This is a genomic window from Streptomyces sp. NPDC000075, assembly GCF_040301925.1.
GTDB lineage: Bacteria > Actinomycetota > Actinomycetes > Streptomycetales > Streptomycetaceae > Streptomyces > Streptomyces polychromogenes.
In genome coordinates, this window is sequence record NZ_JBEPFL010000011.1 from 185,389 (window position 1) to 209,950 (window position 24,562).

Annotated in this window: 24 protein-coding genes; 12 read left to right on the forward strand and 12 right to left on the reverse strand. The window is 73.5% G+C overall.

Annotated features, from left to right (window positions below; translation table 11 throughout):
* Window positions 1–30 precede the first annotated feature (30 nt).
* Window positions 31–1,026, reverse strand: a complete 996-nt coding sequence (locus ABT403_RS15960) for a sigma-70 family RNA polymerase sigma factor (RefSeq protein WP_344152891.1) — start codon at window positions 1,024–1,026, stop codon at window positions 31–33.
* 175 nt (window positions 1,027–1,201) lie between these two features.
* Between ABT403_RS15960 and ABT403_RS15965 the strand changes: the two genes are divergently transcribed.
* Complete coding sequence (locus tag ABT403_RS15965) at window positions 1,202–1,654, forward strand: pyridoxamine 5'-phosphate oxidase family protein (RefSeq protein WP_344152894.1); 453 nt, start codon at window positions 1,202–1,204, stop codon at window positions 1,652–1,654.
* Here ABT403_RS15965 and ABT403_RS15970 read toward each other — a convergent pair whose 3' ends face one another.
* The gene (locus tag ABT403_RS15970; protein WP_351649105.1) at window positions 1,655–3,175 is read right to left on the reverse strand and encodes an alpha/beta hydrolase family protein; all 1,521 of its coding nucleotides are present in this window, start codon (window positions 3,173–3,175) and stop codon (window positions 1,655–1,657) included.
* 436 nt (window positions 3,176–3,611) lie between these two features.
* Between ABT403_RS15970 and ABT403_RS15975 the strand changes: the two genes are divergently transcribed.
* Both ABT403_RS15975 and ABT403_RS15980 read left to right on the forward strand, forming a co-directional pair.
* A complete protein-coding gene (locus ABT403_RS15975) occupies window positions 3,612–4,787 on the forward strand; it encodes a sensor histidine kinase (RefSeq protein WP_344152900.1) in 1,176 nt (391 codons plus the stop codon).
* Entirely contained in the window at window positions 4,784–5,464 is a 681-nt protein-coding gene (locus tag ABT403_RS15980; protein ID WP_344152903.1) for a response regulator, read from the forward strand. The genes ABT403_RS15975 and ABT403_RS15980 overlap by 4 nt, the downstream gene beginning before the upstream one ends.
* 39 nt (window positions 5,465–5,503) lie before the next feature.
* On the opposite strand, the gene ABT403_RS15985 is transcribed toward ABT403_RS15980, so the two are convergent.
* The gene (locus ABT403_RS15985) at window positions 5,504–6,241 is read right to left on the reverse strand and encodes an SDR family oxidoreductase (protein ID WP_344152906.1); all 738 of its coding nucleotides are present in this window, start codon (window positions 6,239–6,241) and stop codon (window positions 5,504–5,506) included.
* Window positions 6,242–6,333: 92 nt separating this feature from the next.
* On the opposite strand from ABT403_RS15985, the gene ABT403_RS15990 reads away from it, so the two are divergent.
* Window positions 6,334–7,197: a LysR family transcriptional regulator gene (locus ABT403_RS15990; protein ID WP_344152909.1), complete on the forward strand. Its 864-nt coding sequence runs from the start codon at window positions 6,334–6,336 to the stop codon at window positions 7,195–7,197.
* Between the two features lie 68 nt (window positions 7,198–7,265).
* On the opposite strand, the gene ABT403_RS15995 is transcribed toward ABT403_RS15990, so the two are convergent.
* Entirely contained in the window at window positions 7,266–7,823 is a 558-nt protein-coding gene (locus ABT403_RS15995) for an RNA polymerase sigma factor (protein WP_344152912.1), read from the reverse strand.
* Window positions 7,820–8,104, reverse strand: coding sequence for a hypothetical protein (locus tag ABT403_RS16000; RefSeq protein ID WP_344152915.1), 285 nt, complete (start codon window positions 8,102–8,104; stop codon window positions 7,820–7,822). Before ABT403_RS16000 ends, ABT403_RS15995 begins: the two co-directional genes overlap by 4 nt.
* 466 nt (window positions 8,105–8,570) lie before the next feature.
* On the opposite strand from ABT403_RS16000, the gene ABT403_RS16005 reads away from it, so the two are divergent.
* The gene (locus tag ABT403_RS16005; RefSeq protein ID WP_344152917.1) at window positions 8,571–9,860 is read left to right on the forward strand and encodes a DUF4241 domain-containing protein; all 1,290 of its coding nucleotides are present in this window, start codon (window positions 8,571–8,573) and stop codon (window positions 9,858–9,860) included.
* On the forward strand, window positions 9,853–11,049 hold the full coding sequence (locus ABT403_RS16010; RefSeq protein ID WP_344152920.1) for a DUF4241 domain-containing protein: 1,197 nt from the start codon (window positions 9,853–9,855) through the stop codon (window positions 11,047–11,049). The genes ABT403_RS16005 and ABT403_RS16010 overlap by 8 nt, the downstream gene beginning before the upstream one ends.
* Window positions 11,050–11,142: 93 nt before the next feature.
* Here the strand turns inward: ABT403_RS16010 and ABT403_RS16015 are convergent, their stop codons facing one another.
* Window positions 11,143–12,045 carry a LysR family transcriptional regulator gene (locus ABT403_RS16015; RefSeq protein WP_344152923.1) on the reverse strand — a complete coding sequence of 301 codons (903 nt, stop codon included), beginning with the start codon at window positions 12,043–12,045 and terminating at the stop codon, window positions 11,143–11,145.
* Window positions 12,046–12,167: 122 nt separating this feature from the next.
* On the opposite strand from ABT403_RS16015, the gene ABT403_RS16020 reads away from it, so the two are divergent.
* The gene (locus ABT403_RS16020; RefSeq protein WP_344152926.1) at window positions 12,168–12,461 is read left to right on the forward strand and encodes a DUF1330 domain-containing protein; all 294 of its coding nucleotides are present in this window, start codon (window positions 12,168–12,170) and stop codon (window positions 12,459–12,461) included.
* A 48-nt stretch (window positions 12,462–12,509) separates the two neighbouring features.
* Here ABT403_RS16020 and ABT403_RS16025 read toward each other — a convergent pair whose 3' ends face one another.
* A complete protein-coding gene (locus tag ABT403_RS16025) occupies window positions 12,510–13,418 on the reverse strand; it encodes a LysR family transcriptional regulator (RefSeq protein WP_344152929.1) in 909 nt (302 codons plus the stop codon).
* Between the two features lie 103 nt (window positions 13,419–13,521).
* On the opposite strand from ABT403_RS16025, the gene ABT403_RS16030 reads away from it, so the two are divergent.
* From ABT403_RS16030 to ABT403_RS16040, 3 genes are all read left to right on the forward strand, one after another.
* A complete protein-coding gene (locus ABT403_RS16030; protein ID WP_344152932.1) occupies window positions 13,522–14,415 on the forward strand; it encodes a PhzF family phenazine biosynthesis isomerase in 894 nt (297 codons plus the stop codon).
* Window positions 14,416–14,491: 76 nt separating this feature from the next.
* The gene (locus ABT403_RS16035; protein WP_344152935.1) at window positions 14,492–14,776 is read left to right on the forward strand and encodes a hypothetical protein; all 285 of its coding nucleotides are present in this window, start codon (window positions 14,492–14,494) and stop codon (window positions 14,774–14,776) included.
* Entirely contained in the window at window positions 14,773–15,363 is a 591-nt protein-coding gene (locus ABT403_RS16040) for a hypothetical protein (protein WP_344152938.1), read from the forward strand. The genes ABT403_RS16035 and ABT403_RS16040 overlap by 4 nt, the downstream gene beginning before the upstream one ends.
* Before the next feature lie 118 nt (window positions 15,364–15,481).
* Here ABT403_RS16040 and ABT403_RS16045 read toward each other — a convergent pair whose 3' ends face one another.
* Both ABT403_RS16045 and ABT403_RS16050 read right to left on the reverse strand, forming a co-directional pair.
* Complete coding sequence (locus tag ABT403_RS16045; protein ID WP_344152941.1) at window positions 15,482–15,919, reverse strand: glutaredoxin domain-containing protein; 438 nt, start codon at window positions 15,917–15,919, stop codon at window positions 15,482–15,484.
* Between the two features lie 172 nt (window positions 15,920–16,091).
* Window positions 16,092–17,381 (reverse strand): NAD(P)/FAD-dependent oxidoreductase, encoded by a 1,290-nt coding sequence (locus tag ABT403_RS16050; RefSeq protein WP_344152944.1) that lies wholly within the window; start codon window positions 17,379–17,381, stop codon window positions 16,092–16,094.
* A gap of 223 nt (window positions 17,382–17,604) precedes the next feature.
* Between ABT403_RS16050 and ABT403_RS16055 the strand changes: the two genes are divergently transcribed.
* Both ABT403_RS16055 and ABT403_RS16060 read left to right on the forward strand, forming a co-directional pair.
* Window positions 17,605–18,549 carry an alpha/beta hydrolase gene (locus tag ABT403_RS16055; protein WP_344153022.1) on the forward strand — a complete coding sequence of 315 codons (945 nt, stop codon included), beginning with the start codon at window positions 17,605–17,607 and terminating at the stop codon, window positions 18,547–18,549.
* Window positions 18,550–18,660: 111 nt separating this feature from the next.
* A complete protein-coding gene (locus ABT403_RS16060) occupies window positions 18,661–19,473 on the forward strand; it encodes a hypothetical protein (protein ID WP_344152947.1) in 813 nt (270 codons plus the stop codon).
* Here ABT403_RS16060 and ABT403_RS16065 read toward each other — a convergent pair.
* The 3 genes from ABT403_RS16065 to ABT403_RS16075 all read right to left on the reverse strand — a co-directional run bounded on the left by ABT403_RS16065 (window position 19,416) and on the right by ABT403_RS16075 (window position 24,561).
* Complete coding sequence (locus ABT403_RS16065) at window positions 19,416–21,782, reverse strand: arylsulfatase (protein WP_344152950.1); 2,367 nt, start codon at window positions 21,780–21,782, stop codon at window positions 19,416–19,418. The genes ABT403_RS16060 and ABT403_RS16065 overlap by 58 nt on opposite strands.
* Window positions 21,779–23,605: a dipeptide ABC transporter ATP-binding protein gene (locus ABT403_RS16070; RefSeq protein ID WP_344153025.1), complete on the reverse strand. Its 1,827-nt coding sequence runs from the start codon at window positions 23,603–23,605 to the stop codon at window positions 21,779–21,781. Before ABT403_RS16070 ends, ABT403_RS16065 begins: the two co-directional genes overlap by 4 nt.
* Before the next feature lie 74 nt (window positions 23,606–23,679).
* Complete coding sequence (locus ABT403_RS16075; RefSeq protein WP_425580122.1) at window positions 23,680–24,561, reverse strand: ABC transporter permease; 882 nt, start codon at window positions 24,559–24,561, stop codon at window positions 23,680–23,682.
* Window position 24,562: the final 1 nt, after the last annotated feature.

Below are 24,562 nucleotides of genomic sequence, written 5' to 3' on the forward strand. Positions count from 1 at the left end.
CCAGCCCTCGACGAGTTCGGCGGCAGGTGATCAGGCCGGGACGCCCAGGTCCGAATCGGCGCCCAGCCGGTCCGGCAGGCCGAACAGCGGGAAGAGGCGCGCGGTGTCGCGGAAGGCCGTGATGCTCGTGATCCGGTCCCCGGAGAACTCGACGACCTGGAGCGCCCACGGCTCGTAGCCGGATCCGTCGGCGCGGGGGCGGTACTGGCCGAAGGCCGGGGAGCCGTTCGCCACGGTGGGGACGAGCCGCGATCCACGACAGCCGACGGCCGGCCCCGACAGCCACGATCCGATGTCGCTCACCCCGCGCATCCACTTCGCGTACGGCGGCAGCGACAAGGTGGCGTCGACGTGCAGCAGGAGGTTCAGCTCCGCCACGTCGTAGCGGGAGAACGCCGCCGCGTACCGCTCGGCCAGGACCCGTCGGACGCCCTCGGGCGCAGGCGCGGCCGGCCCGCCCGCTTCCTCCCTGCGGTCGGCGAGGGTGGCACGGGCCCGCTGGAGGGCGCTGTTGACGGACGCGACGGTGGAGCCGTGCAGGTCCGCGACCTCACGGGCCGAGAACCCCAGCACCTCCCGGAGGATCAGCGTGGCCCGCTGCCTGGGCGGCAGGTGCTGGAGCGCCGCGACGAACGCCAGCCGCACCGACTCGGCGGCCTCCGCCGCGCCCCCCGGATCGGCCCCCGGATCGGCCCCGGGAAGCGGCTCGACCCACGCCACGTCATCCGCCGGCGGTCCCGGCGGCGTGGCACCGTCCGCCGGCCCGGACAGGTCCATCGGCAACGCCCGCCGCTTCCCCGCGGCGAGCGCGTCCAGACACACGCGGGTGGCGATGCGGTACACCCACGAACGGACCGACGACCTGCCCTCGAACCCGTCAGCACTCCGCCACGCCCGGACCAGCGCCTCCTGCACGGCGTCCTCGGCCTCCGCGTACGACCCCAGCATCCGGTAGCAGAATCGGGTCAACTCCCCCCGGTACGCCTCCAGTTCCTCCACCACCGAACCGGCCCCCGTGTCCCTCATGCCGTACTCCCCCCATCCCGGGCCCCCGGCGCACAGGAAAGGCGCCGGTCGGCTGCCGCAACGATATGCGCGGGTCATGAACCCGGAACCGGCACCGGTCGGCTCCGGTCGGCACCGGTCGGGAGAGACCCCGAGCGCCCTCCGCGCCGGCCCGGCGGTGGCTAAGGTGTCGGTCATGCGCCCGATGACCCAAGTGGAACGCGAGGCCTTCCTCGCAGAACCGTACGTCGGAATCCTGAGCGTCACGGCCGAGCCGGAACGGGCCCCGCTGACCACCCCGATCTGGTACGAGTACCAGCCGGGCGGGGTCGTCAAGGTGATCACCGCCCCCGGCGCGCGCAAGGCCCGGCTCATCGAGGAGGCGGGCCGGTTCGCGTTGTGCGCGCAGGTGGCCGAGGTCGAGGACTACCGGTACGTCTCGGTGGAAGGTCCGGTGACCGGGATCAGGCCGACCTCGAAGCAGGAGCGCTTCGACATGGCCGCCCGCTACATGGGCGACGCCGCCACCGACTACGTGAACGCGACGGAGGAGTCCGCGGCCGACTACGTCGCGATCCACATGCGGCCCGAACGGTGGAACACCTTCGACTTCCGCAGGCTGCCCGACCTTCAGGAGCGCAACGCCTGATCAGCGACCGCCGCCCGGTCGGTGGGCGCTGAGTTCGCCGTAGGCCCGCAGGGCGCCGGCCGGGTCGCCCGGTCCGCCGTGTCCGTCCCACCCGCCGCGCAGTACGGCGTCCAGGAAGGCGAGAGTGGCTCCGGCGACTACCTGCGGGCTCCGGGTACGGCCCAGGGAGCCGACGATCGTGGGCACCGGCGGCAGGTACAGGGGGCCGTCCGTGAAGGTGAGGTGCGCGGCGCCGGGGACGGTGAGCCGGTAGCTCGTCGCGGTGTTGGCGTCGAGCGCCTCGGTGAGGCGGGGCAGGTAGCGCGGATCGGCCCCCGCGGTGACCTCCTGGGTGAGCGCGAGCACCGGCCGGTCGAGGGCGGGGGTGGCGGGGCCGTGCGGGAAGCCGTCCAGATCGACGACGGCGGCGAACCGGTGGTCCTGGCGGGCCGCCTGGAGTGCGGCGGCGCCGCCCATGGAGTGGCCGGCCACCGCGACCCGGCCGGTGTCCAGCCGCGCGGCCAGCGGGTCGGCGGCCCCGCCCGGCCCCCGGCCGCCCTGACCGCCCGTCAGCCGGGTGAGGACGAAGCCGAGGTCGGCGGCCCGGATCGCCGTCCAGCCGGCCGCCAGCTTCGCGTCCTCGTCCGCGTCTCCGGAGGAGTGGGTCGCGGTGGTGATCGTCCGGCCGTCGGAGAGGACGACGGCGGCCGAGTCGTACGGGTGGTCGAGGGCCGCGACCACGTAGCCGTGACTGGCCAGTTCCTCGGCCCAGGCGGTGTTCTGCGTGCGCACCCCGCCCGACCCGGGCGAGAACAGCACGACGGGGAACCACCCGCCCCCATCGGCCACCGGGGCGTCGAACACCGCACGGCTGCGGGCCCGCGGCACACCGTCGATCAGGAAGCCCGGCAGCCCCACCCCGCGGGCGAGCGCCTCGGAGACGGTGCGCGCCTCCTGCGCCGTGCGTCCGAGGTACTGGGCCCGCCGCACGCCGTCGGGGCTCCTGCGCGCGGGGTACCAGAGCTGGACGACGACCGTGCGCCGGTCGTCCGGATCGGCGGTGAAGGTCTCGGGGCGCTGCGGATCGGTCCACTGCTCCACGCGGGTACCGACCGCGAAGTCGCCCGTCGGCTCGGGGAACACCGGCACCGGGAACGCCCAGGCGGCCACCGGGCCGGCGGCGATCAGCCCCAGGCAGGCCGCCGATGCTGGCAGCGCCAGCCACCAGCGGGCCCGCCGCACCGGTCGGCCGGCCCGGCGTCGCAGCAGTGGGGCACAGGCGAACGGCAGCGCGCAGCCGGCGCCCGCCAGTACCGGCAGCAGCTGCCAGCGGACGCCCGTCACCACCAGGACGAGCGCGGACGGTACGCACAGCGCCCCCGCCGCGACGGTGACGCGCGAGCGGGCGGCCGGAGGAAGCCAGCGCGCCGACACCAGCGCGAAGGCACTCGACAGGACAAGGATTTCGAGGGGGGACAGGGAGAGTCCCGCGATGATCTCGGTCACCCGGCCATCGTCGGCGCCGGGTGCGCGCCGCCACATCGGTCCACGGTCGCCCTCGCGGCCCTCCGGGGGCGACCCGGGTCGCAGTCCGCGACGCCCGCCGGTGCCACCGGAGCGGCAACCGGACACACCCCGACGGGGTCCGCGTTGCGACCGGGGGAGGGGGCCGGGCTCCTCCTGCGGTCGCATCCCGGCCCCTCGTCATCAGACGGTGGGCGCATGCGCCGCGCAGGGCCCGCGCCCTACCGTGTCAGGGCCGCGGCAACCGCCGGGCGGCGCGCGGCGTGCGAGCCCCGTGCCCGGCCCGGATCCCGACGCCCGCGGCGGCGGCCCCGACCGGGGGCGCCAGGGCGCCGAATCGACGGGACGTGGGATGACCGAGGGGGCAGCGGAAGCCGGCAGGGCGTTCCGCCGGGCGCACCGACCGGGTTTGAGCCCGGGCCCGGGACGTGCGCGGTGGGCGCGGTGGGCGGGGGTGGCCGCCGTCGCGCGACGGGGCACCCGGCTGCCGGCCCCCGTGTGGGACTCGCTGCTGCCGGCGCTCCTCCTCGTCAACGTCCTGATCACGCACGCGCCGCCGGAACCGCCGGTGGCCGTGGCCCTCACCGCCGCCCTCGTCCTGCCCCTGCCGTGGCGGCGCCGCGCCCCGCGCGCGGTGTTCGCCGCCGTCGCGGCCGCCGCTTTCGTCCAGTGGCTGGTGGGCGTCCAACTCCCGGCGGACGTCGCCCTCCTGGTGGCCCTCTTCACGGTGGCCGCGCACTCGGGCCGACGTGACACGCTCCTGGCCGGCGCCGTCGTGCAGGGCGGGGTCCTGCTGGCCTGCCTGCGCTGGGCGCCGGAGGGCGCGTTCCTGCCCCCCTTCGTAGCGGTGACCGCGACGGTCGTCGCCGCCGCCGTCCTCGGTGTGAACGTACGCACCACGCGCGCCTACCTCGCCGCCGTGGAGGAGCGGGCCGAACGCCTGGAGCGGGAACAGGAGCAGCAGGCGTGCCTGGCCGCCGCCGAGGAACGGACCCGGATCACCCGGGAGATGCACGACATCGTCACCCACAACCTGTCCGTCATGGTCGCGCTGACCGACGCCGCGCTCTACGCCCAGCACCGGTCGCCCGGACGGGCCACCGCCGCGATGCTCCAGATCTCCGAGACGGGCCGGCAGGCCCTGACCGACATGCGGCGCTCGCTGGGCGTCCTGCGGTCCGGTGAACCCGACGCGGAGCGCCACCCGCTGCCCGGCATCGCCCAACTGGAGGCCCTCACCGACCAGATGTGCGCCGCCGGCCTGCCGACCCGGCTGGAGGTCCGCGGCAGCCACGAGCACGTCCCCGCCACCGCCCGGCTCACCGTCTACCGCCTGGTGCAGGAAGCCTTGACCAACACCCTGAAGCACGCACCCCCCGGCACGGCCGCCGAGGTCCGCGTCCACTGTTCGACCAGGGACGTCACCGTGGACGTCACCGACAACGGCCCATGTCCGCCGCCGCCCGCCGCCGCGCCGCCCGCCGCCGCGCCCCCCGGCCACGGCCTCCCCGGCATGCGCGAGCGCGCGGCCGCGTACAGCGGGGAACTGCGGGCCGGACCGCTCCCGGGCGGCGGGTGGGGGGTCAGCACCCGCCTCCTCCTCGACGGCGCGGGGGCGGCGTCCGCATGACGATCCGCATCCTGGTCGCCGACGACGAAGCACTGCTGCGGATGGCCTTCGGCACCGTCCTGGAGACCCAGCCCGACATGACACCGGTCGGCGAGGCCGCCGACGGAGATCAGGCCGTACGCCTCGCGCGGGAGCTGCGTCCCGACGTCGTCCTCATGGACGTCCGCATGCCCGGGACCGACGGCATCGAGGCGACCCGGCGGATCGTCGAGGTCTCGCCGGGGAGCAGGGTGCTGATCCTGACCACCTTCGACCTGGACGAGTACGCCTTCGCCGGACTCCACGCCGGGGCCTCGGGCTTCCTGCTGAAGAACACCAGACCCGAGGAGCTCCTCACCGCGATCCGCGACGTCGCCGCCGGGGACGCGGTGGTCTCCCCGCGGATCACCGGGCGCCTGCTGGAGAGCCTGCGCCCGCACCTCCCCGACGCCAGCGGCGGCCCCCGCGCGGTCCCGTCCGGGCACGCCGAGCGGCTGGCCCGGCTCAGCGCGCGGGAACGCGAGGTGCTGGTCCAGGTGGGCCGAGGCCTGTCCAACACCGAGATCGCGGCCACCCTGCACCTCGCGGAGGCGACCGTGAAGTCCCACCTGGGGCGGATCCTGCCGAAGCTCGGACTCCGCGACCGGATCCAGGCGGTGGTCTTCGCCTACGAGAGCCGCCTGGTCCACCCGTCCTGAACCCGCCGCCGGTTCACACCCGGCGGGCGGGGTTCGTGATCACCAGGGGACGACGCCGGCGTCCTCGAAGAACCCGCCGGTCGGGCCGCCGTCGGGCAGGGTGGCCAGCCGGATCGCCGCGGCCGCGCCCTCTTCAGGCGTGCGGGGCCCGTGGAAGCCCGTGAAGTCGGTCGCCACCAGGCCCGGGCAGGCGGCGTTGATCAGGATGTTCGTGCCCGCGAACTGCCGGGCGTACTGCAGGGTGAGGCCGTTGAGGAACGACTTCGACGGCGCGTAGGCCGCCATGACCGGGCCGACCTCGGTGTCGGGGTCCGCCTGCCGGGCCAGGGAGCCGACGCTGCTGGAGACGTTGACGATGCGCGGCGAGGCCGAGCGCCGCAGCAGTGGCAGCATCGCGTTGGTCACCCGGACGACCCCCATGACGTTGGTGTCCACGACCGTGCGGAGCACCTCCAGGTCGAGCGCGGTCGGGTCCTGCTCCCACCCCGGGCCCATCTCGCCCGATATCCCGGCGTTGTTGACCAGGGCGTCCAGGCGCCCGGCCAGCCGTTCGACCTGCTCCGCGGCGTCGGTGACGCTCCGGTCGTCGGTCACGTCCAGCGGTACCCCGAACGCGTCCACCCCGGCGGCGCGCAGCTTCCCGACGGCGGTTTCGCGCCGGGTCTCGTCCCGGGCCCCGACGCCCACGCGGTACCCGAGGCCGCCCAGCCCGGCCGCGATCTCGTACCCGATGCCCTTGTTCGCGCCGGTCACCAGCGCGATCTTCTTTTCGCTCATGCCGATCATGGTGGCTCGCGGGCGAGTGGCGCGGCCAACACCGATACGGTGTCCTGTCATACCTGCCGGGTATCACCGCGTATGCTGCGGCCGTGGACACCCTGGAGACCCGCGAGTTGAGGTACTTCGTGGCCGTCGCCGAGGAACTGCACTTCGGACGCGCCGCCGAGCGCCTCGGTATGGCCCAGCCGCCGCTGTCGCGGGCCATCCAGCAGCTCGAACGGCGCCTCGGGGTCTGCCTGCTGGAGCGCAACCGTCGTGGCGTCCGCCTGACCGGGGCCGGAGAGGTGCTGTTGCACGAGGGCCGGGCGGCCCTCGACGCGACCGCCGCCGCCGCGCGCCGCACCCGGCGCGCCGGCGGTGCCGACGGCCCCGGCGGCCCCCGTGGCCGGCTGGTCCTCGCGGTGAAGGCCGCCGCCTCCCACGACCTGCTGCGCAGACTCCTCGACGCCTACGCCGCCGAGCCCGACGGCGCCGGGATCGAGGTCCTGCCGTGCGGCATCGCCGAGCAGGAAGAGCTGCTGCGCGACGGACGCGCCGATGTCGCGCTCATGCACACGCCGTGGAACTCCCTCGCCGGGTTCGACAGCGAGGTACTGGCGACCGAGGGTCAGGTCGCCGTCCTGCCCGCCGGGCACCCCCTCGCCGCCCGCGCGACCTTGTCCCTGGCCGAGGTCAGGGACATCCCCGATCTGCCGCTCGCCCGCTGGCCCCGCCACGGCACCTACGCACCCGGCCCGGGCCCCGAGATCCACAACCAGACGCAGCTGGCCCAGTTGATCGCCCTCGGCCGCACCGTGGCGGTCGTCCCGGACTCGGCCCGCTCCTGGCTGTGGGCCGAGCACATGGCCGTCCCCTTGACCGACGCGTCCCCGGTCGTCACCCACATCGCCTGGCCCGCCCACAGCCGCTCCCTCGCCCTGGCCGGCCTGATCCGCACGGCCACACGGCTATGACCCGCTCCCGCCCAAGGCCGGTCCGTCCGGCGGCGCCGGGTTCCCCGCCGCCTCAGGTCTACTGCCGTCTACCGGATGGCCGGCAGGCGCAGGATGCGGGCAAGGCTGCGCCGGGCCCGTAGCAAGTGGCCCGACACGGTGGCCTCGGACACGCCGAGCAGCTCGGCCACCTCTCGCCCGCTATACCCCATGACGTAGTACAGAAGCACCGTTTCACGCTGCCGCTCGGGAAGGCTGACCAGTGCGTCGTTGAGGACCTCTCGATGCGCGATGGCTTGCGTGGATTCCGTAGCGGGGACCGAGGGTTCCGGGATGTCACTCATCGCCAGCTCTCGCGCCGCACGACGGGACCGCTCCCGATGAGAGTCGACGATGCGCATCTTGAGGATCGCATAGGCATAGGCCATCGGTTGGTCCGCACTGGAAACCTGATCCCACCGGCGCAGCACCTCCAGAAAGACCTGGTGCACCACATCTTCCGCCGAATGGTGATCAAGGCCGCGCATGGACGCGAACCTGTGGAAGCGGTCGTAGTTTCCCGTGAAGAAATCCTCAAAGCCTGATGGCGAGGGAAGGGGGCCCACCCCCTTCACCTCGCCCTCTATCTCTTGCGAGATTTCCTTCAAGAATCGCTCGAATCGTCGCGCTTGCTTCCCCACTCCACCGTGAACGACCCCTTCACCTTGACGCGCTGCACGATCCGCACCAGCGCCAGAGTGGTCAGCTGGACGCCAAGGGTCACAAGGGAGGCCTCGTGCCCCCGCCATGCGATATCCCCTGCCAGCGTGTGGGGTTCCACCAGATGGACCGCGACGCCGGTCGCGACCGCCGACGCGGCGGCAAGCCATTTCCGCGCGCCCATCAGAAGCCCGTCCGGGACGGGTCGTCCGACCTGAAGGGTACTCATTGCACTCCCAATTGCCTTGTCTCGGTTTGGCAGCCAACAACCCAGGTCTCCGGCAAGTCGCCCGCGAGGTCGGCGTCGACAGGAACGCTCTCGGATGAGGGGGGAGGTTCGCAAGCCGAAGGCCCCCGCCTGGGTGGAGTCAAGGCATAACGAAGACGCGTTCCACAACTACGTGGTACGCGCCGGGGTGTTCGGCTGCCGGCGACTCTTGCCGGAGACCGGCAGCCGAACAGACGAGCCTCTTGGGAGTGCTTCGCCAACCCCTTGTCGACTGCGCGGCCGCTATCCTTTAATCGAGATCGAAAGTTTTCCTAAGAGATCGAAATCAATCCGACTTCGAACCAACTTGATCGCACTGCATGCCACAGATATCCAGTTCACCCTATGAGGGGCCCGTGGGGCCGCTGTCACAGCCTGCGGTTACCTTGCTCGGGAACAGGCAAGGGCACAGCAGCAGGGAGCGGTCGTGGTCGTCGAGGTGGGGTACGCGCAGGCGTGGGACCCGGAGTCCCGCGCGGCCTGGCGGACACTGTCCGCCGGGGAGGCCCGGGAGCGCGACGCGGCCGGGCTGCCGTACGTGGTGGTGTACCGGACGGCGGGCCGGGAGGCGCCGCTGGAGGTCCGGCTCGTCTCCTGGCGGGACCACCACGTCGGGCTGTGGGTGTACGACGACCAGGGCCGCCGTACCCAGGACCTGGACCTGAGACTGCTGGACGACCCGGCGCGGCTGTTCCACCGGTACTCCGTCGCCTGGAACTACCCGGACCCGGAGACGGCGGAGTTCGACCCGCAGTGCCCGCGCGTCATCCTGGACCTGTTCCCGGACGGCAGGGGGCGGCGGGTGGAGGAGCCCCGGGGTTACACCACCTCGGCCGGCCTCCGGGAGGACGAGCGCTGGATGGACCGGCCCGCCTTCGGGGAGTGGCCGCTGCTCTCGGCGCGGGTGCACGGGTTCACGGAGCCGCCGGTCTTCGAGGCGGCCGAGCCCCTGGAGGACAAGGGCGAGGGCGACGGCGGAGGAGAGGCGCCCGCCTCCTGCTGGCGGCCGCCGCGTCCCGCGCGGCCGGGCCGGATCGGCGAGTTGTTCCGGCCCGGGGTGCGCGTCACCGACGGGTACCACCCCGAGCAGACGGTCATCGAGCCGCGCCGGGTCGGTACCGTACGCGTCCCCAGTGGGCTGCTGGCCGTCTCGGGACTGTTCATCAGCCATGAGAAGGGGCCGCACATCACGGTCCCCGTCCCGCCCGGGGAGTACGTGCTCGACGAGGCACGGGTCGCATACGCCTACCACTGCGAATGGCGCGACGCCGAGGTCGAGACCACGGACCCCACGGCCGTCCGCCTGCTCCTCAGCGAGACCCCTGCCGTGTCCTGGGAGATGGCCCTGGGGGCGGACGACGACCTCCGCCTCTTCATCGAGGATCAGATAGCCGGATTCGACACGGACGGCGCCACCGGCTGCTTCGCCGACGCCGGGTCCTTCGCGTCACTCCTCTCGCTCTTCGAGCGGGGGCTGATCGACGGGGAGCCGGGCCTCGACGGGTACGAGGACCTGGCCGACGGGTCGATGTTCATCCACCGCACCTGGGACACGGCCACCGGCGGCGAGCTGATGGCCTTCGCGACGACCGGGGACGGTACCTATCCCGTGTGGTTGGGGCGTTCCGCAGCCGGCGAGCCGGTCAGCGTCGTGGTGCTGATCGAGGGGATGCCCGAGATCCTCGCCGAGCGGGACGGGGCCACCGCCGATGCCTGACACGGTGTACGTGACGTACGAGGAGTCCTGGCACGCGGAGTCCCGTACCGGCGGGCGGGAGCTGTCCCCCGACGAGGCGCGGGCGCGGGACGCGGAGGGGCTGCCGTACGTGGTGGTGTACCGCGCTCCGGGTCGCGAAGTGCCGCTCGGGGTGCGGACGGTGGCGTGGCAGGCCGGGTTCGTCGACGCCTGGGCGTACGACGGGCAGGGCCGCCGGACCGCCGAGGCGGAGCTGCGGGTACGGGACGACGAGGGGCGGCTGCTGCTGCGACGGCTGCTCGTGCGGCGGTATCCGGACGCGGGGACGGCGCAGGACGCGGTGGACTGCCCCCGCACGGCGGTGCAGGTGTCCGCCGCCGGCACGGCCTGGATCTCGCACCAGCCCGGGGGCATGCGGGGCGACTCCCTGGAGGCCGAGGTGGAGGTGGCCGACGGGGACCTGTGGATGGTCCGGCCGCGCTTCGACGACTGGCCGGCGCTGCCCGTGGCGGACGTGCTCCCGGAGTGGGCCGGGGCGCTGCCCGACGCGGAGACGCCCGGCTGGCGGCGGGTGCCGTCGCGGCTGCGCGGGCCCGTCGACTTCGACCGGGTGTTCCGGGCCGGGACGGAGATCCCCGGGCTGAAGGTCCTCGACCCGGTGGCGTGCGGGAGCGTGCGCGTGCCGAGCGGGGTGCTGGCGGTGGCCTGCCCGGACACCGGGGAGGGGCTGTCCGGGATCACGGTGGAGGTGCCGCCGGGCGTCTACCCGATGGAGGCGGCCTTGGTCGAGGTGGGGGAGGAGTACTGGGGGTCGTACGTGGACGCGGTGGCCGTCCGGCTGCTGATCGGTGAGGGCCCCGTGGCGGCCTGGGAGATGGCGCTCGGGCCGGGTGACGACACGCTCCGGCTCCGGCCCGGTGCGGCCTTCGGCTTCGGCACGGACGCGGCTGCGGGCGCGTTCGGCGACGCCGAGGTGTGGGAGGAGTTGCGGGACCTGCTGGAGCGGGCGAGGCGGCAGGGCTCCCCGGAGCACGACCGGCTGACCGACTCCGTCGTCGGCATGAACCTGGACGGCGGGAGCCTCGACGCGGACCTGGCGGTGTTCTGCACGGGCGGCGACGGGGTGTACCCGGTGTGGGTGGGGCGGTCGGCGTACGGGGAGGTCGTACGGGTGGCCGTGCAGACGGCCGGGCCGGATCTCGAAGGCTGACGCCGCGGTGTCACCTGCGGTCGCGGTGCGACCCGGGGGCGGGCCGGCCGGCTCGCCGGCCCCGGACGTCCGTCTCGCTCGACCTCGTGCGCGTCAGTCCCGCAGCCAGTGCAACTCGTGCGCCAGGGCCGTGGCGACGCTGCGGATGCGGCGGTGCAGCGGCGACTGCTCGCGGGGGAGGACCAGGTGGATCGTCAGGCCGGGTGCCCCCCGCAGCGGTCGCCAGGTGAGACCGGCCGGTTGTACCGAGGCCGCGGCCTCGCCGGCCGGGGCGAGGGTGACCCCGTCGCGCAGGTCGCGCTGAGACATGTCGAAAGAGACCGCGGGCGTATGGAACCGGGGGTGCGGCCGGGCGTCCCGGAACAGTGCGGACAGCTGATCGTGGATCACGGGGTTGGCCGCACGGTCCGGGAGCCGCAGCGGATACGCGGCCGCGTCGGCGATCTCGATCTCCGGGTGTCCGGCCAGCGGATGGTGCCGCGCCAGCTGGACCCCGACGCGCGCACGCCGCAGCAGGAACCGGCGCACGCCACGGCCCGGCTGTTCACCGCGGGTGATCCCGGCGTCGATGCGGCCGTCGGCGACCGCGGGGGAGATCTCCGGTGTCGTCATCGGGACCGCGCCGACCTCGAGTCCCGGGCTGCTCCGCATGAGCCTGTCCACCAGGGCCGGTACCGTCTCGGCCCCCGTGCTGAGGCTGTACCCGATGCGCAGCGTGCCCAGTTCACCGGCCGCCGCGCTGCGGGCGGTGTCCCACGCCCGGTCCAGCGCCGCCAGCGCGGGCGGCGCGGACTCCGCCAGAGCCGCACCGGCCGTGGTCAGTACGACGCTCCGCGTGTCGCGGACCAGCAGGGCCGTACCGAGTTCCGCCTCCAGCCGGCGCATCCGGGCGCTGAGTGCGGGCTGTGCGATACCGATCCGTGCGGCCGCGCGGGTGAAGTTCAACTCCTGCGCCAGCACCAGGAAGTACCGCAGGCTCACCGTGTCCGGCGCCACGTGCCCTCCCCGCGGATTGATAACGATCCGTTCTGAGCCTATCCCGAACCGGTCTTTCCCTCGGCCGCCCACCCAGCCCTAACCTGCGGGTACCACGATCCGGCCGAACACAGGGGGTTTCCATGGCCAAGGGCTACTGGGTCAGTGTCTATCCGGCGATTTCCGACCGCGAGAGCCTGACCGCATACGACGAGCTGGCCGGTCCGGCCGTACGGGCCGCGGGCGGGCGCCTCCTGTCCCGTGGCGACCGAGTCGTCGCCCACGAGGCAGGCATTACGCAACGCGCCGTTCTGGTGGAGTTCGACAGCCTTGAACAGGCCGTCGCGGCATACGAGAGCGAGGCGTACCAGAAGGCGCTGGTGGCCCTCCCCGACGGCGTCGAGCGGGACTTCCGCATCATCGAAGGCACCGACTGACGGGCGGGGCTCCGCCGTCCGGCGGCTCCGCCGTCGGGCGGGCTGCGTTCAGTGCGGGAAGTGGTGCGGCAGCTCCGCGGTGAATGCGGCCGCCGCAGGGGAGAGCCAGCGCCGGCGGTGGCGGGCCAGTTGGACGGTGACGTCGGGGAACTCCGGGCCGGGCACCTGCGTCAGGCGGCCCGCCGCGAGCGCGTCCGCGACGTTGGCGCGGGCCAGCAGACTGAGGCCGAGGCCGGCGGCCACGCAGGACCGGGCGGCCTCCAGACTGCCGAAGCGCGCGATGCGGGGCCGTGTGCCCTCGGCGGCGGTGAGCAGCCGCTCGATGAAACGGTCGCTGTAGGAGCAGCCCTGCTCGTGCAGGAAGTACTCCTCGCGGGCCAGATCCGCCAAGTCGGTGGGCACATCAGGGGCTCTGCGGGCGGCGGGGTGCTCGGGTGAGCAGACGAGGACCAGCGGTTCGCGGGCCAGCGGCGTGCATGCGATGTCGGGGAAACCAGCCTCGTCCTCCAGGAGCAGGGCCAGGTCCAGGTCGCCGGTGCGGAGCGCGGCGACGGCGGTCGCGGTCCCCATCGTGCGCATGTCCACTTCGATCCCGGGATGGCTGCGCCGCAGCGCCGCGATGACTCCCGGCAGCCGGGCGGACACCAGCGTCTCGCCGGCCGCGAGCACCACGCGTCCGGTCACCCGGCCGCCGGTGCCACCGGCCGAGGCGGCGACCGCCCGCAGCCGGGACTCGGCCTCCAGCAACGCCTCGGCCTGCGCCAGTACCTCACGCCCGGCGCCGGTGAGCACCACCCCGCGCGGCAGCCGGTCGAACAGGCACAGGCCGAGCTCCTTCTCCAGCGCCTGCACCTGGGCGGTGACGGTGGACTGGACGAGGTGCAGTTGCTCCGCGGCGGCGGTCAGGTTCCCGGTCCGGGCGACGGTGGTGAAGGTCCGCAGGAGTCTGGTGTCCATGGTGTGGACCATATCCACTGCCATCGAACCCATCGAACGAATCGATGACTTCGATCAGGATCCATCGTTTGTGAGGATGCCTTCGCGATGTGACAGTGAGGGCATGGACCTGAGGACACACCCCGAAATCCTGCGCTACACCGCCTTCACCACCGACCCCGCCGGTGGCAACCCGGCCGGCGTCGTGCTGGACGCGGCCACTCTGGACGATGCCGCCATGCTCGCGACCGCCGCCGAAGTCGGCTACTCCGAGACCGCTTTCGTCACCGCCTCGGACCACGCGGCGCGCCGGTTCCGCGTGCGCTACTTCAGCCCGCTGGCCGAAGTCGCCTTCTGCGGCCACGCGACCGTCGCCACCGCCGTCGCTCTGGCCGAGCGGATCGGGCCCGGCCCGCTCGTCTTCGACACGCCGGCGGGTGAGATCGCCCTGGACACCTCGGCAGAGCCCGCAGGCTCCGTGACGGCGACGCTCACCAGCGTCCCCACCCGCTCCCGGCCGGCCAGCGACGAGGAGGTGAACGCCTCCCTCGCGGCCCTGCACTGGTCCCTGGACGACCTCGACCCGGCACTCCCCCCGCATGTGGCCTTCGGCGGAATGGAGCACCTGGTCCTGGCCGTGGCCACCCGCGAGCGTCTCGCGGCCCTCGACTACGACTTCGACGCCCTGGCCGAGGTGATGCACCGTCACGGCTGGATCACGCTCCAGCTGGTCTGGCGTGAGACCCAGGACCTCTTCCACGCCCGCGACCCCTTCCCCGTCGGTGGTGTCGTCGAGGATCCGGCCACCGGCGCCGCGGCCGCCGCCTTCGGCGGCTACCTGCGCACCCTCGGCGCCCTCCCGCCCTCCGGCGCCTTCACCATCCGCCAGGGCGAGGACCTCGGCCGGCCCAGCCTGCTCCGCGTCGAGGCGTCCACCGCGGACCCACGCGTGCGGGTGAGCGGGCAGGCGCTGGCGATCCCGGGTCCGGGCGCGCTCACCGTCGAGGGAGGAGCCTGAGCGGGCAGTGACCGTGCGTGCCGGATGGCGTCAAGGAATTCTTGACAAGTGGGCCGTGTCAATGTTTCCTTGACGCATGTTGATCTTGCGTTCGAAGGACCGGCACCGGGACCTGTTTCCCGCGACCGCATCGATGGCCGCCGTGCTCCCGCTCGGTGTGAGCCTGCCGGCCGTGACGGTGATGTTCGGTGAGCGGTTCGGTACCCCTGGCACCATCGCCCTGATCGTCGTCGGTCTCGCGCTCATCGCCGCTACGGCCGGCCTGGCCGCGCGGGCCACGGCCCGCGACTCTGCGGAGCGGGCGCGCCGCGACGAGGCGGTCCTCGACGCGCTCGAACCTCTTGAAGGGCTGCGTCGATGAACGATGTGCCGCTGCTCCACCCGGTGGAGATGGACCGGATTCGCGAAGGGATCGCCGCGACCGTCCTCGGTGCCCCCGAAGGGCTGGCCGACGCGCTCGAGAGTGACCCGCACGGCTACCTGCGCCTGCTGGACGCCTCGCGCGTCGGCGCCGAGGAGGCGAGTCGGCTGCTGCGCGAGGCCGTCCAGGGTGCCAGGGCCGCCGGCCACAGCTGGGACACGGTGGGCCGGGTCCTGGGAGTGAGCCGCCAGGCCGCCCAGCAGCGCTTCGCGGTCAAGACCGCGGACGCGAGTCCGCCGGCGGCGGCCAAGGGGCCGAACGCCCCGAAGCGCCGCACCCTCAGCGGGTTGACCGCGTTCAACGAGATGGCCGCTCTGGAGGAGGCGGGCCGCGACGGCTGGCACATGGTCGGCTATGGCCCCTTCTTCCACGAGGTGGAGGCGTCCGGCCATGCCTGGGAGCACTGCAGGGTCACGCTCCCCTCCACCGCGCGACACCGGCGGATGGAATCCGAAGGCTGGATTCCGGTCGGCGCGGGATGGTTCCCGTGGCGCTACTACAAGCGCCCCCTCGACCCCCGCGCCTGAAGGGTGCCGCCGAGGGCCGATCTCCCCGTCCCGCCCGCCGGGACGGGGGCAGGGGCGGGGGCAGCGCCGGCGCCCGGCGAGGCGACCGGGCGCGGCCTGGGGCGTGCTTGACCTCCGGTTACGCGCGTGGGGGCAGCTGTGCGCGTACCCATGCGGGATCAGGGTTGGTGTGCGCCTGGCCGGCCACGATGACGGTGGGGACGGTCTCGTTGCCGTTGTTGGCTTCCCTCGCCGCCGCGGCTCCGGCCGGGTCACGCCATATGTTGACCCAGTGCAGCCGGGAGGCGTTGCGGCCGAGCCGGAAGCGTAGCCGTATGCAGTACTTACAGCCCGGCCGCCACAAGACGACCGGCCGGCCGTCGGCCGCGCTGCGGCGTCGTGCCTCCTGCACATCGACCGGCCTCGGGAAGATCAGGGGCGAATGCACGCCCGCGAGCACCAGAAACACCAGCAGGAGCACTGCGGCCTTGGCAGGGCTGCCCGAGATGGCCGAACTCGTCGCCACGGCTGAGCCGCAGACCACCAGCAGCAGGGGCAAGATCCAGGAGCGCGTCATGGTGACCCAGGCTACCCATGCGTCTGAGGTGCCGATGCGCCCCCGCCCGAACGGAGACGGACGTCCCGGGCGTGGTCAAGTCCCCAGCGCTCGGGGTGGTTTCCGCGTGAGCGGAGGGGTCTCCCTCCGTCGTCTCCGGTGACCGCGACCGGACGGCCTTCCACCACGGCCCTCACCGTGCCGTCGTGGCCGTCGTGGCTGGCGCGGCCGTCCTGCGGTACCTGGCGTTGACGGCCGCCGCCCGGGCCACCGCCGCGGGGTTCAGGAAGCGCCCCACGCCGATCAAGCGGGACCCGAAACGGTGCATGTGGCGCGCCAGGACCTCGTCACGCGCCGCCGCCGCGAACATCAGCCGCTCCACGGGGTTGAACGGGCGGGACGTGGCGTAGTCGACGGCCAGCGCCTGGTGGCCGCGCAGCCGGCGCCGGTGCGTACGGGCGTACGCCGCGAGCGACCGGTCGAGATCGCCCCGGCCCGCCGCCGGGCCCGCCGCCGGGGCCACCGCCTGGGCCAGCCAGCTGGCGGACTCCAGGGCCCAGCCGCACCCCACGCCCCACAGGGGGTCGCCCGTCAGGGCCGCGTCGCCGATCAGCGCGAGGCCCGGCGCGGTCGGTTCGCGGGTGATCAGCGGGTAGTCGACGGTGCCGATGATCTTGCCGACCCGCTCGGCGGAGTCCACGTCCGGCGCATCGGGCAGGCCCCGGACGAAGGAGAGGAAGCTGCCCTCCAGGTCCTCACGGAAGGCCGGCAGCCGCTTCTTGTCCGGGAGCACCGCTACGACGGTCACCCCGTCGTCGTTGGGGAACGCGTACGCCATGTCGGGTTCCAGGAACCAGGTCCGGCCGAGCCCCCCGTCCAGCGGCATGCCGCGGAAGTGCGCGAGGTACCCGAACCGGGAGTTCTCGAACCGCTTGGTGGGCACTCCGGCGAGTTCGGCCACGGCCGAGTCCTTGCCGTCGGCGCCGACCACCAGCCGCGCCCGGATCTCCCGCTCACCCCGGGGCGTCCTCGCCCGTACGCCGACGGTCCGCCCGCCCTCGGTGAGCAGCCCGGTCACCTGGTGGCCCAGGAGCAGGTCGACGCCGGGGGTCTGGGCGGCGTGGGCCCGGATCATCGGGTCGAGGGTGCTGCGCCGGACGTTGTAGCCGTACTGAAGCGCGGGTCCCGAGGGGGCGGATCTCGGGTGGATCCATCCCCAACGCGTGTACCAGCGGGCCTCGTTGCGGACGGCTCCCGCCTCCTGGAGGGCGGGGAGGAGGCCGAGCTCGTCCAGGACCGGGGAGGCGTTGGCGGTTATGGAGTGGGTGCACAGCACCTTGTACGCCTCGGGGTCCGAACGCCGTTCCAGCAGTGCGACGCGGACACCTCGCCGCGCGAGCAGGATCGCCGCGGTACTGCCGGCGAGGCTGGCTCCGCTGATGACGACGTCGTAGCCGTCTCCCGCGCTCTCAGGCTCGTTCATGCGCTGATCGCCCCCTTCGGGGTGTGGTGCGGTCGTGGAGTGGTGCGGTGTGGTGTGGTGCGGTGTCCAATGCAGTCGGGAGTCCGCCCGGTTGTCAATGCGTCCTTCGGCGCGTGGTTAGCCTGGGCGGGTGACGCACGCCGATGACCGACAGCCGCCGCCCGTCCCGCCCGGCCACGGGCCGGCCGGGGCGCCGCCGCTCGACCCGGAACTGGGCGCCGTGCTGGACGCGTTGGGCCCGCAAGCGTGGGAGCCCGTGACGCCGGAGACGCTCGCCGCGTGGCAGGCGCGGGACGCCGCGCAACGGCCCCGGCCGACGCTGCGGGACCTGCGGGCGGACGGGCTGTTCGAGGTGGCGGAGCTGTCCGTACCGGGGCCGGCGGACGGGCCGGAGGTCACGCTGGTCAGCGCGCGGCCGGCCGGGGCGGCCGGACCGCTGCCGTTGCTGTACTACCTGCACGGCGGCGGGATGATCGCGGGGAACGCGTGGTCCGTGCTGCCGCGCGTGCTGCGCGAGTGGGCGCTGCCGCTGGGCCTGGCGGTCGTCTCGGCCGAGTACCGGCTGGCGCCACGGGCGCGGTACCCGGAGCCGCTGGAAGACTGCTACGCCGGGCTTCTCTGGGTACTGGCCCACGCCGGCGAACTGGGCGTCGACCCGGACCGGTTCGTCATCGGAGGCAAGAGCGCGGGCGGCGGCCTCGCCGCGGCGCTCGCCCTGCTGGCCCGCGACCGGGGCGGCCCGGGGGCGCTGGGGCAGCTGCTGCTGAGCCCGATGCTCGACGATCGCGGCGCCACCTTCTCCACGCGGCAGCTGAGCGGCACTCGCGTATGGGGGCCGGTCTCCAACGCGGTGGCCTGGCAGGCGGTGCTCGGTGAGTGGCGGGGCGCGGCGGACCTGCCGCCGTACGCGGCGCCGGCGCGTGCCACCGACCTCTCCGGGCTTCCGGCGGCCTACGTCGAGGTGGGGTCGGCGGAGATCTTCCGGGACGAGGGCGTGGCGTACGCGAACGCGATCTGGCGGGCGGGCGGTCAGGCCGAGCTGCACGTGTGGCCCGGCGCCTGCCACGGCTTCGACGGCCTGGCCCCGCACGCCGCCCTCACGAAGGACGCCCGCGAAGCCCGCACCCGCTGGCTGCGCCGCGTGCTCACGCGCCCTGCCGCCCCCTGACGCGTACCGCGCTCAGTGGGCCCGGTGTCCGTCGACCGCCGCACCGTCGCCCGCGCGGTCCCGTCACCGGACGGTGCGGACGGTGTCAGTGGCTGGTGACAGGATCGAAGGGTGCTGATCAAGGGATACGACGCCGGCCCGTTGGTGCCGGGCGAGTCACTGCCGGCCCGCCCGGGCTTCTGGTCGAACCACCTTCTGCCGATGTGCGGCCTCGGGGGGTGTGCTGAGCGGCCGGATCCGGAGTGGTTCGGTGAGGACGGCGCCGATGCCGATGCCCTGTCCGACGTACTCTTCGATCCCGGACGCTGGCCGGTGTTCAGGATCCCGGCGGAAGACGGCCCCGGAGCCGTGGTGATCTACCGCAACCTGGAAGGCGACTACGGCACCGACTACCTCCTCACCCAACCGGGCAGAAGCCGCGCCGAGCGGATCGCCGGCTGGGACGGAGACTTCTCGGGCACGGGGCTGACCTGGCACGAACTGATCCGGATCGCCGACCACCCGTCCCCCGCCGCCGAAGGCATCCACGACACGGCCGTCCGCTTCCTGCTGCTGCTTCCCGTCCTCACCGACCCGGACGTGCCGGAATCAGCACCGGCGAGGCTCATCACCGCCCTGACCGCAGTCGGCGCCGCGCAGGACACGGCTTCCGTCACGGCGGAGCATCTGCTGGCCCACCTCACGAAGAGATCCCGGCACGACCCCACGTGGACGTCGCCGCTGAGCGGCAGCCAGACGCCAGCCGGTCGCGGAGTGCCCGCAGCCGGCGGTGAGACGGGGACGGGCGCCGCCCCGTCTCCGTCCCCGTCGTCCGTCCCCGCTCCACCGCCCTCACCCTGTCGCTGCGGGCGGCGCCCGGCCGTCCGTCATTCGAAGGCGGCGGCCGCCTCCCGGAGGGCGCGGGCCACCAGCGCCGGGTCGTAGGGCGCCTGGTCACCGGGGGTGTACGTCACCGAGCGCAGGCGGCCGGTGTAGCGGAAGCTGCGGTGGCGTTCGTACACCGGCCAGGAGACCGGGGATTTGCGGTCCACCCCCACGCTGATCCCCTGGAGCGGTGCCATGCCGATCAGCTGGTGGACGCTGTCCGACCGGCCGGACTCCACCCCGTCGATCAGGATGCGGAACTCCCAGCGCAGGCCCTCCACCGCGGCGGCCGACAGTGTGATCGTCCGTCGGCCCGCGGGCAGCGGGCCGCCGTCGGTCTCGTGCAGCTCGCCGTACTCGTTGTACGCGAAGCGCAGCCGCCCGTCTTCCACGTACAGGCTGTAGCCGCCGCCCTGGTCGCCGTGCGAGACCAGTACCCCCTGGTCCGAGGCCGCGTGCTCGTCGAGTTCGACGGTGACGTCGAAGGACCGGAACGAGATGAGCCGGGAGGAGCGGTAGCGCTCCAGCTCGGGAGTGCCCGCCAACAGGGTCAGGGGGCGGTGGAACCGCTCCTCGGCGGGGTTGCGCCGGGCCAGTGCGCCGCTGCCGTCGGCGAGGGGGAAGACGCCGTTGCGCCAGGCCGCCGCTTCCCACGCCGCGGCCAGCTCCTTCACCACCTCCGGGTGCGCCCCGGCGACGTCGGTGGTTTCGGTGGGGTCGGTGCGCAGGTCGTACAGCGCCCACTCGCCGTCGTCGTACGGTGCGCCCGGCCGGTGCAGCGTGACCAGCTTCCAGCCGTCGCGGTAGTAGCTGCGGTTCCCGGACATCTCGCAGTACTGCTCGGTGTGGGCGCCGGGCGTCCGCCCGTCGTGGAGGACGGGGGCGAAGCTGACGCCGTCGAGCTCCTGGGCGGGCCGCGAGCGCCACAGCTCCGGGCGGCGCACGCCGGCGAGTTCCAGCAGGGTGGGGGTGATGTCGGTGACGTACTGGTACTGCTGCCGGACCCCCGGGTCGCCCTCGGCGCGCCGCAGCCCCTCGGGCCAGGAGATGACGAACGGTACGCGTACGCCGCCCGCGTAGGTCTGGCCCTTGTAGAGCCGGAACGGGGTGTTGGAGGCCATGCCCCAGCCGCGCGGGTAGTGCACCAGGCTCTGCGGACCGCCGATGAGGTCGGTGTCCCGGTCCACGTCCTCGTTCCAGTCGTCCGGCACGGGCTGGTGGACGAAGCGGCTGAAGTAGCTGCGCGTGCCCTCGGCGCCGCCTTCGCCGGTGCCGCCGTTGTCGGAGGTGAAGACGACGATGGTGTTGTCGAGTTCCCCGAGTGCGCGCAGGGTTTCGGTGAGCCGTCCGAGGTTCTGGTCGATGTTGTCGACCATGGCCGCGTAGACCTCCATGTAACGGGCGTAGCGGCGCTGCTGCTCGGGCGTCAGCTCGTCCCAGGGGCCCACGTCGAAGCCCGCCTCGGAATTGCGTTCCGGCAGGGCGGTCCCCTCGGGGAACAGGCCGTCGGCGATCTGCCGGGCGAAACGGGTGCCGCGCAGGGCGTCCCAGCCTCCGTCGTAGCGTCCGCGATGACGTTCGATGTCGGCGGGCTTGGCCTGGAGGGGGCCGTGGACCGCGTTGTGGGCGACGTACAGGAAGAACGGCTTGTCGGGGTCGTGCGCGCGCAGCGACTTGACCATGGAGATGGCCTGGTCGGTGATGTCGTCGGTGTAGTAGTAGCCGTCGGGCAGTTCGTCGATGTCCAGCGGGCTGTTGTCGCGGACCAGCTGGTGCGGATGGAAGAGGCTGGTCAGGCCCTCCAGTACGCCGTAGTACTGGTCGAAGCCCTTCTGCAGCGGCCAGTTGCGCCGGTCGTCGGCGGCGTTGGACGCCGAGTCGCGGGTCAGGTGCCACTTGCCGACGGCGTAGGTGGCGTAGCCCGCGTCGTGGAGGACCTCGGCCAGGGTGGGGATGTCCTCCCCGACCTCCATGCCGTACCCGGGGAAACCGGGGTCGAAGTTGGCGACCGTCGAGTATCCGACGCGGTGCGGGTTGAGACCCGTGAGCAGGGCGGCACGGGCGGGGGAGCACAGCGGCATGGTGTGGTAGTTGGCCAGGCGCACGCCGCCCGCGGCCAGTCCGTCGAGTACGGGGGTGGGGACCTCCGAGCCGAACGGGCCGATGTCGCTGTAGCCCATGTCGTCGACCAGGACCACGACGACGTTCGGGGCACGGCCCCCGGGCCGGCGCGGCGGCTGCCAGGAGGGCTGGGAGTCGGCGAAGGTGCGGCCGACCCGTCCGGCGAAGCCGGCGTAGGGATCGCGACGGGTCGGTGCGGCCGGGGTGGCGGGGGTGGCCGGGGTGGCCGGGGTGCTGGTGGTGGTCACGGACGGAGCTCCTTGGGAGAGGGTACGGACCCGAGAAGGGCGCGGGTGTAGGGGTGTGCCGGGCGGGTGCAGAGCTCGTCGGCGGGGCCGGTCTCGACCACCCGTCCGCGGTGCATCACGGCGATGCGATGGCTGATCTGCCGTACCACCGCGAGATCGTGGGCGATGAACAACAGGGCGAGCCCGAGGTCGCGCTGCAGGTCGGTGAGGAGATTGACGACCTGTGCCTGGACGGAGACGTCGAGTGCGGAGACGGGCTCGTCGCAGATGAGGACGGACGGCTCGGGGGCCAGCGCCCGGGCGATGCCGATGCGCTGGCGCTGACCGCCGGAGAACGCGCGCGGGTGGCGCCCGGCGGCCTCCGGATCCAGTCCGACCTGCCGCAGCAGCGCGGCCACCCGCTCCGCCCGCCGCGCGCGGTCGCCGAGACCGTGCGCGATCAGCGGCTCGGCGATGATCTGGCCGACGGTCATCCGGGGGTTGAGCGACGAGAAGGGGTCCTGGAAGACCATCTGCACTTCGCGCCGCAGCGCCCGGGAGGTTTCCGGGGAGGCCCCGGACAGCTCCCGTCCCCGGAACCGCACGACTCCGGAGGTCGGTTCGTACACCTGGACGATGGTGCGCGCGAGGGTGGACTTGCCCGACCCCGATTCGCCCACGATCCCCAGCGTTTCGCCGGGGTGCAGGACGAGGTCCACCCCGTCCAGGGCGACCAGCGGATCGCGGCGCCCGGCACGCCCCCGGCCGGGGAACGTCTTGCGCAGCCCGGTGACCTCCAGCAACGGCGCGGCGGCCGGGTCCGGGGCCGGGTCCTCGGCCGGCCGGCTACGGAGGTCCTCGGGAGGTTCCGCGATGACGACGTCCTTCGGACCGGTGACCCAGCACGCGGCGCGGACCCCGTCCGAAACCCGGGCCAGCACGGGCGCCTGGTCGTGGCAGCGGTCCTCGGCCAGCGCGCAGCGAGGCGCGAACGCGCAGCCCCGGAGGGTGGCGGCGGGGTCGGGCGGGCTGCCGGGAATGCTCCGCAGCCGGGTTCCCGAGGCGGACTCCAGCCGGGGCACGGCCGCCAGCAGTCCGGCGGTGTAGGGGTGCCGGGGGTCCGTGAGGACCCGGTCGGTGGGCCCGTCCTCGACGACCGTGCCGCCGTACATGACCAGCACGCGACGGCAGGAGCGGGCGACGACGCCGATGTCGTGGGTGATGAGCACGAGAGCGGTGCCCGTTTCCCTGTTCAGCCGTTCGAGCAGGGTCAGGATCTGGTCCTGCACCGTGGCGTCGAGCGCCGTGGTCGGTTCGTCGGCGATCAGCACGTCGGGTTCGTTGGCCAGCGCGAGGGCGATCATGACGCGCTGGCGCATACCGCCGGAGAACTGGTGCGGGTGGTCGTCGATGCGCCGCGCGGGGTCGGGAATGCCCACCAGGTCCAGGAGTTCCAGCGTGCGGCCGCGGCGCGAGCGCCGGTCGCCGCGCCCGTGTGCGCGCAGCGCCTCGTCCAGGTGCTGTCCGATGGAGAGCACCGGGTTGAGGGAGGCCATGGGGTCCTGGAAGATCATCCCGATCCGCCCGCCGCGTACCCGGCGCAGTGCCTCCTCGGGAGCGGTGGCGAGATCCTGGCCGTCGAGCAGCACGGAGCCGTCCGTGATGCGGCCGGTGCCGGGGAGCATGCGCGTCAGGGCGAGGGCCAGGGTCGATTTGCCCGAGCCGGACTCGCCCACGATTCCCAGCGTGTCCCCGGCGGCGAGGGAGAGGTCGACGCCCCGGAGCGCGTGCGCGGTCCGGCCACCGAGCGGGAACTCGACGTGCAGGCCGCGCACGTCCAGCACGGGGCGGGCGCGCGGGCCGGAGGTGGTGGTGCCGGTGGTGCCGGTGCTGCTACTGGTACTGGTCGTGGCCTGGGTCACTGCCGGATCCCCCGGTTCAGGGCTTCCGCGACGAGGGTGAAGCCGATGACGAGTGCGGTCACCGCGATCAGCGGTGCCACCGCGAAGGCGGGGTGGGTGCCCATGTAGCCCGTGGACTGGCTGAGGATGCTGCCGAGCGAGGGCTCCGGGGGCCTGATGCCGACCCCGATGAAGCTCATGGCGCCCTCGATGAACACGGCGATCGACAGGGCGGTGGCGATCTGGACCACGATGGGGTCGATCGCGTTGGGCAGGACATGCCGGAACAGCACCCGCAGCCGCCCCGCGCCGCCGACCCGTGCGGCGACGGCGTACTCGCGTTCGCGCTGGACGAGGATGCCGCCCCGCAGCAGCCGGCCGAACGCGGGTGTCTCCGCCAGGGCGATGACGGCCACGACGGGCAGCCGGCCCGGCCCCCAGATGGCGGTGACGGTCAGGGCGAGGATCAGCCCGGGGAAGGCCAGCACGAGGTCGAACGCCCGCTGGACGGCGGCATCGGCGGCCCGGGAGGAGACGGAGAGCAGGGCGAGGGCGCAGCCCGCGGCGGCGGCGAGGGGCACGGCCGACAGACCGATGGCGAGGTCCGCGCGGATGCCGTGGAGCACCCGGCTGAAGAGGTCCCGTCCGAGGTCGTCCGTGCCGAACGGATGCCGCGCCGACGGACCGAGCAGGGCGTCGCCGCTCTGCGCCAGCGGGTCGGCCGAGGTGAGCAGCGGCGCCAGCAGGGCGGCCAGGGCGATCGCGGACACCAGGGCGAGTCCGGTGATGCCCCGGACGGTGAGCAGTCCGCCCACGTAGGCGTTGCGGGCGCGGAGCGGGAGGGTGGTGGTCGTGGTCGTGGTCGTGGTCATGGGCGTGGTCGTGGGCGTGGTCGTCATG

What these genes read in the sequence shown, in the direction of transcription:
- ABT403_RS16010 (WP_344152920.1), top strand. Translation starts at nt 9,853, where the DNA reads ATGCCTGACACGGTGTACGTGACGTACGAGGAGTCCTGGCACGCGGAG.
- ABT403_RS16035 (WP_344152935.1), top strand. Translation starts at nt 14,492, where the DNA reads ATGTTGATCTTGCGTTCGAAGGACCGGCACCGGGACCTGTTTCCCGCG.
- ABT403_RS15970 (WP_351649105.1), bottom strand. Translation starts at nt 3,175, where the DNA reads ATGTGGCGGCGCGCACCCGGCGCCGACGATGGCCGGGTGACCGAGATC.
- ABT403_RS16000 (WP_344152915.1), bottom strand. Translation starts at nt 8,104, where the DNA reads ATGAGTACCCTTCAGGTCGGACGACCCGTCCCGGACGGGCTTCTGATG.
- ABT403_RS15980 (WP_344152903.1), top strand. Translation starts at nt 4,784, where the DNA reads ATGACGATCCGCATCCTGGTCGCCGACGACGAAGCACTGCTGCGGATG.
- ABT403_RS16030 (WP_344152932.1), top strand. Translation starts at nt 13,522, where the DNA reads ATGGACCTGAGGACACACCCCGAAATCCTGCGCTACACCGCCTTCACC.
- ABT403_RS15965 (WP_344152894.1), top strand. Translation starts at nt 1,202, where the DNA reads ATGCGCCCGATGACCCAAGTGGAACGCGAGGCCTTCCTCGCAGAACCG.
- ABT403_RS16025 (WP_344152929.1), bottom strand. Translation starts at nt 13,418, where the DNA reads ATGGACACCAGACTCCTGCGGACCTTCACCACCGTCGCCCGGACCGGG.
- ABT403_RS15985 (WP_344152906.1), bottom strand. Translation starts at nt 6,241, where the DNA reads ATGAGCGAAAAGAAGATCGCGCTGGTGACCGGCGCGAACAAGGGCATC.
- ABT403_RS16075 (WP_425580122.1), bottom strand. Translation starts at nt 24,561, where the DNA reads ATGACGACCACGCCCACGACCACGCCCATGACCACGACCACGACCACG.
- ABT403_RS16020 (WP_344152926.1), top strand. Translation starts at nt 12,168, where the DNA reads ATGGCCAAGGGCTACTGGGTCAGTGTCTATCCGGCGATTTCCGACCGC.
- ABT403_RS16040 (WP_344152938.1), top strand. Translation starts at nt 14,773, where the DNA reads ATGAACGATGTGCCGCTGCTCCACCCGGTGGAGATGGACCGGATTCGC.
- ABT403_RS16045 (WP_344152941.1), bottom strand. Translation starts at nt 15,919, where the DNA reads ATGACGCGCTCCTGGATCTTGCCCCTGCTGCTGGTGGTCTGCGGCTCA.
- ABT403_RS16050 (WP_344152944.1), bottom strand. Translation starts at nt 17,381, where the DNA reads ATGAACGAGCCTGAGAGCGCGGGAGACGGCTACGACGTCGTCATCAGC.
- ABT403_RS15960 (WP_344152891.1), bottom strand. Translation starts at nt 1,026, where the DNA reads ATGAGGGACACGGGGGCCGGTTCGGTGGTGGAGGAACTGGAGGCGTAC.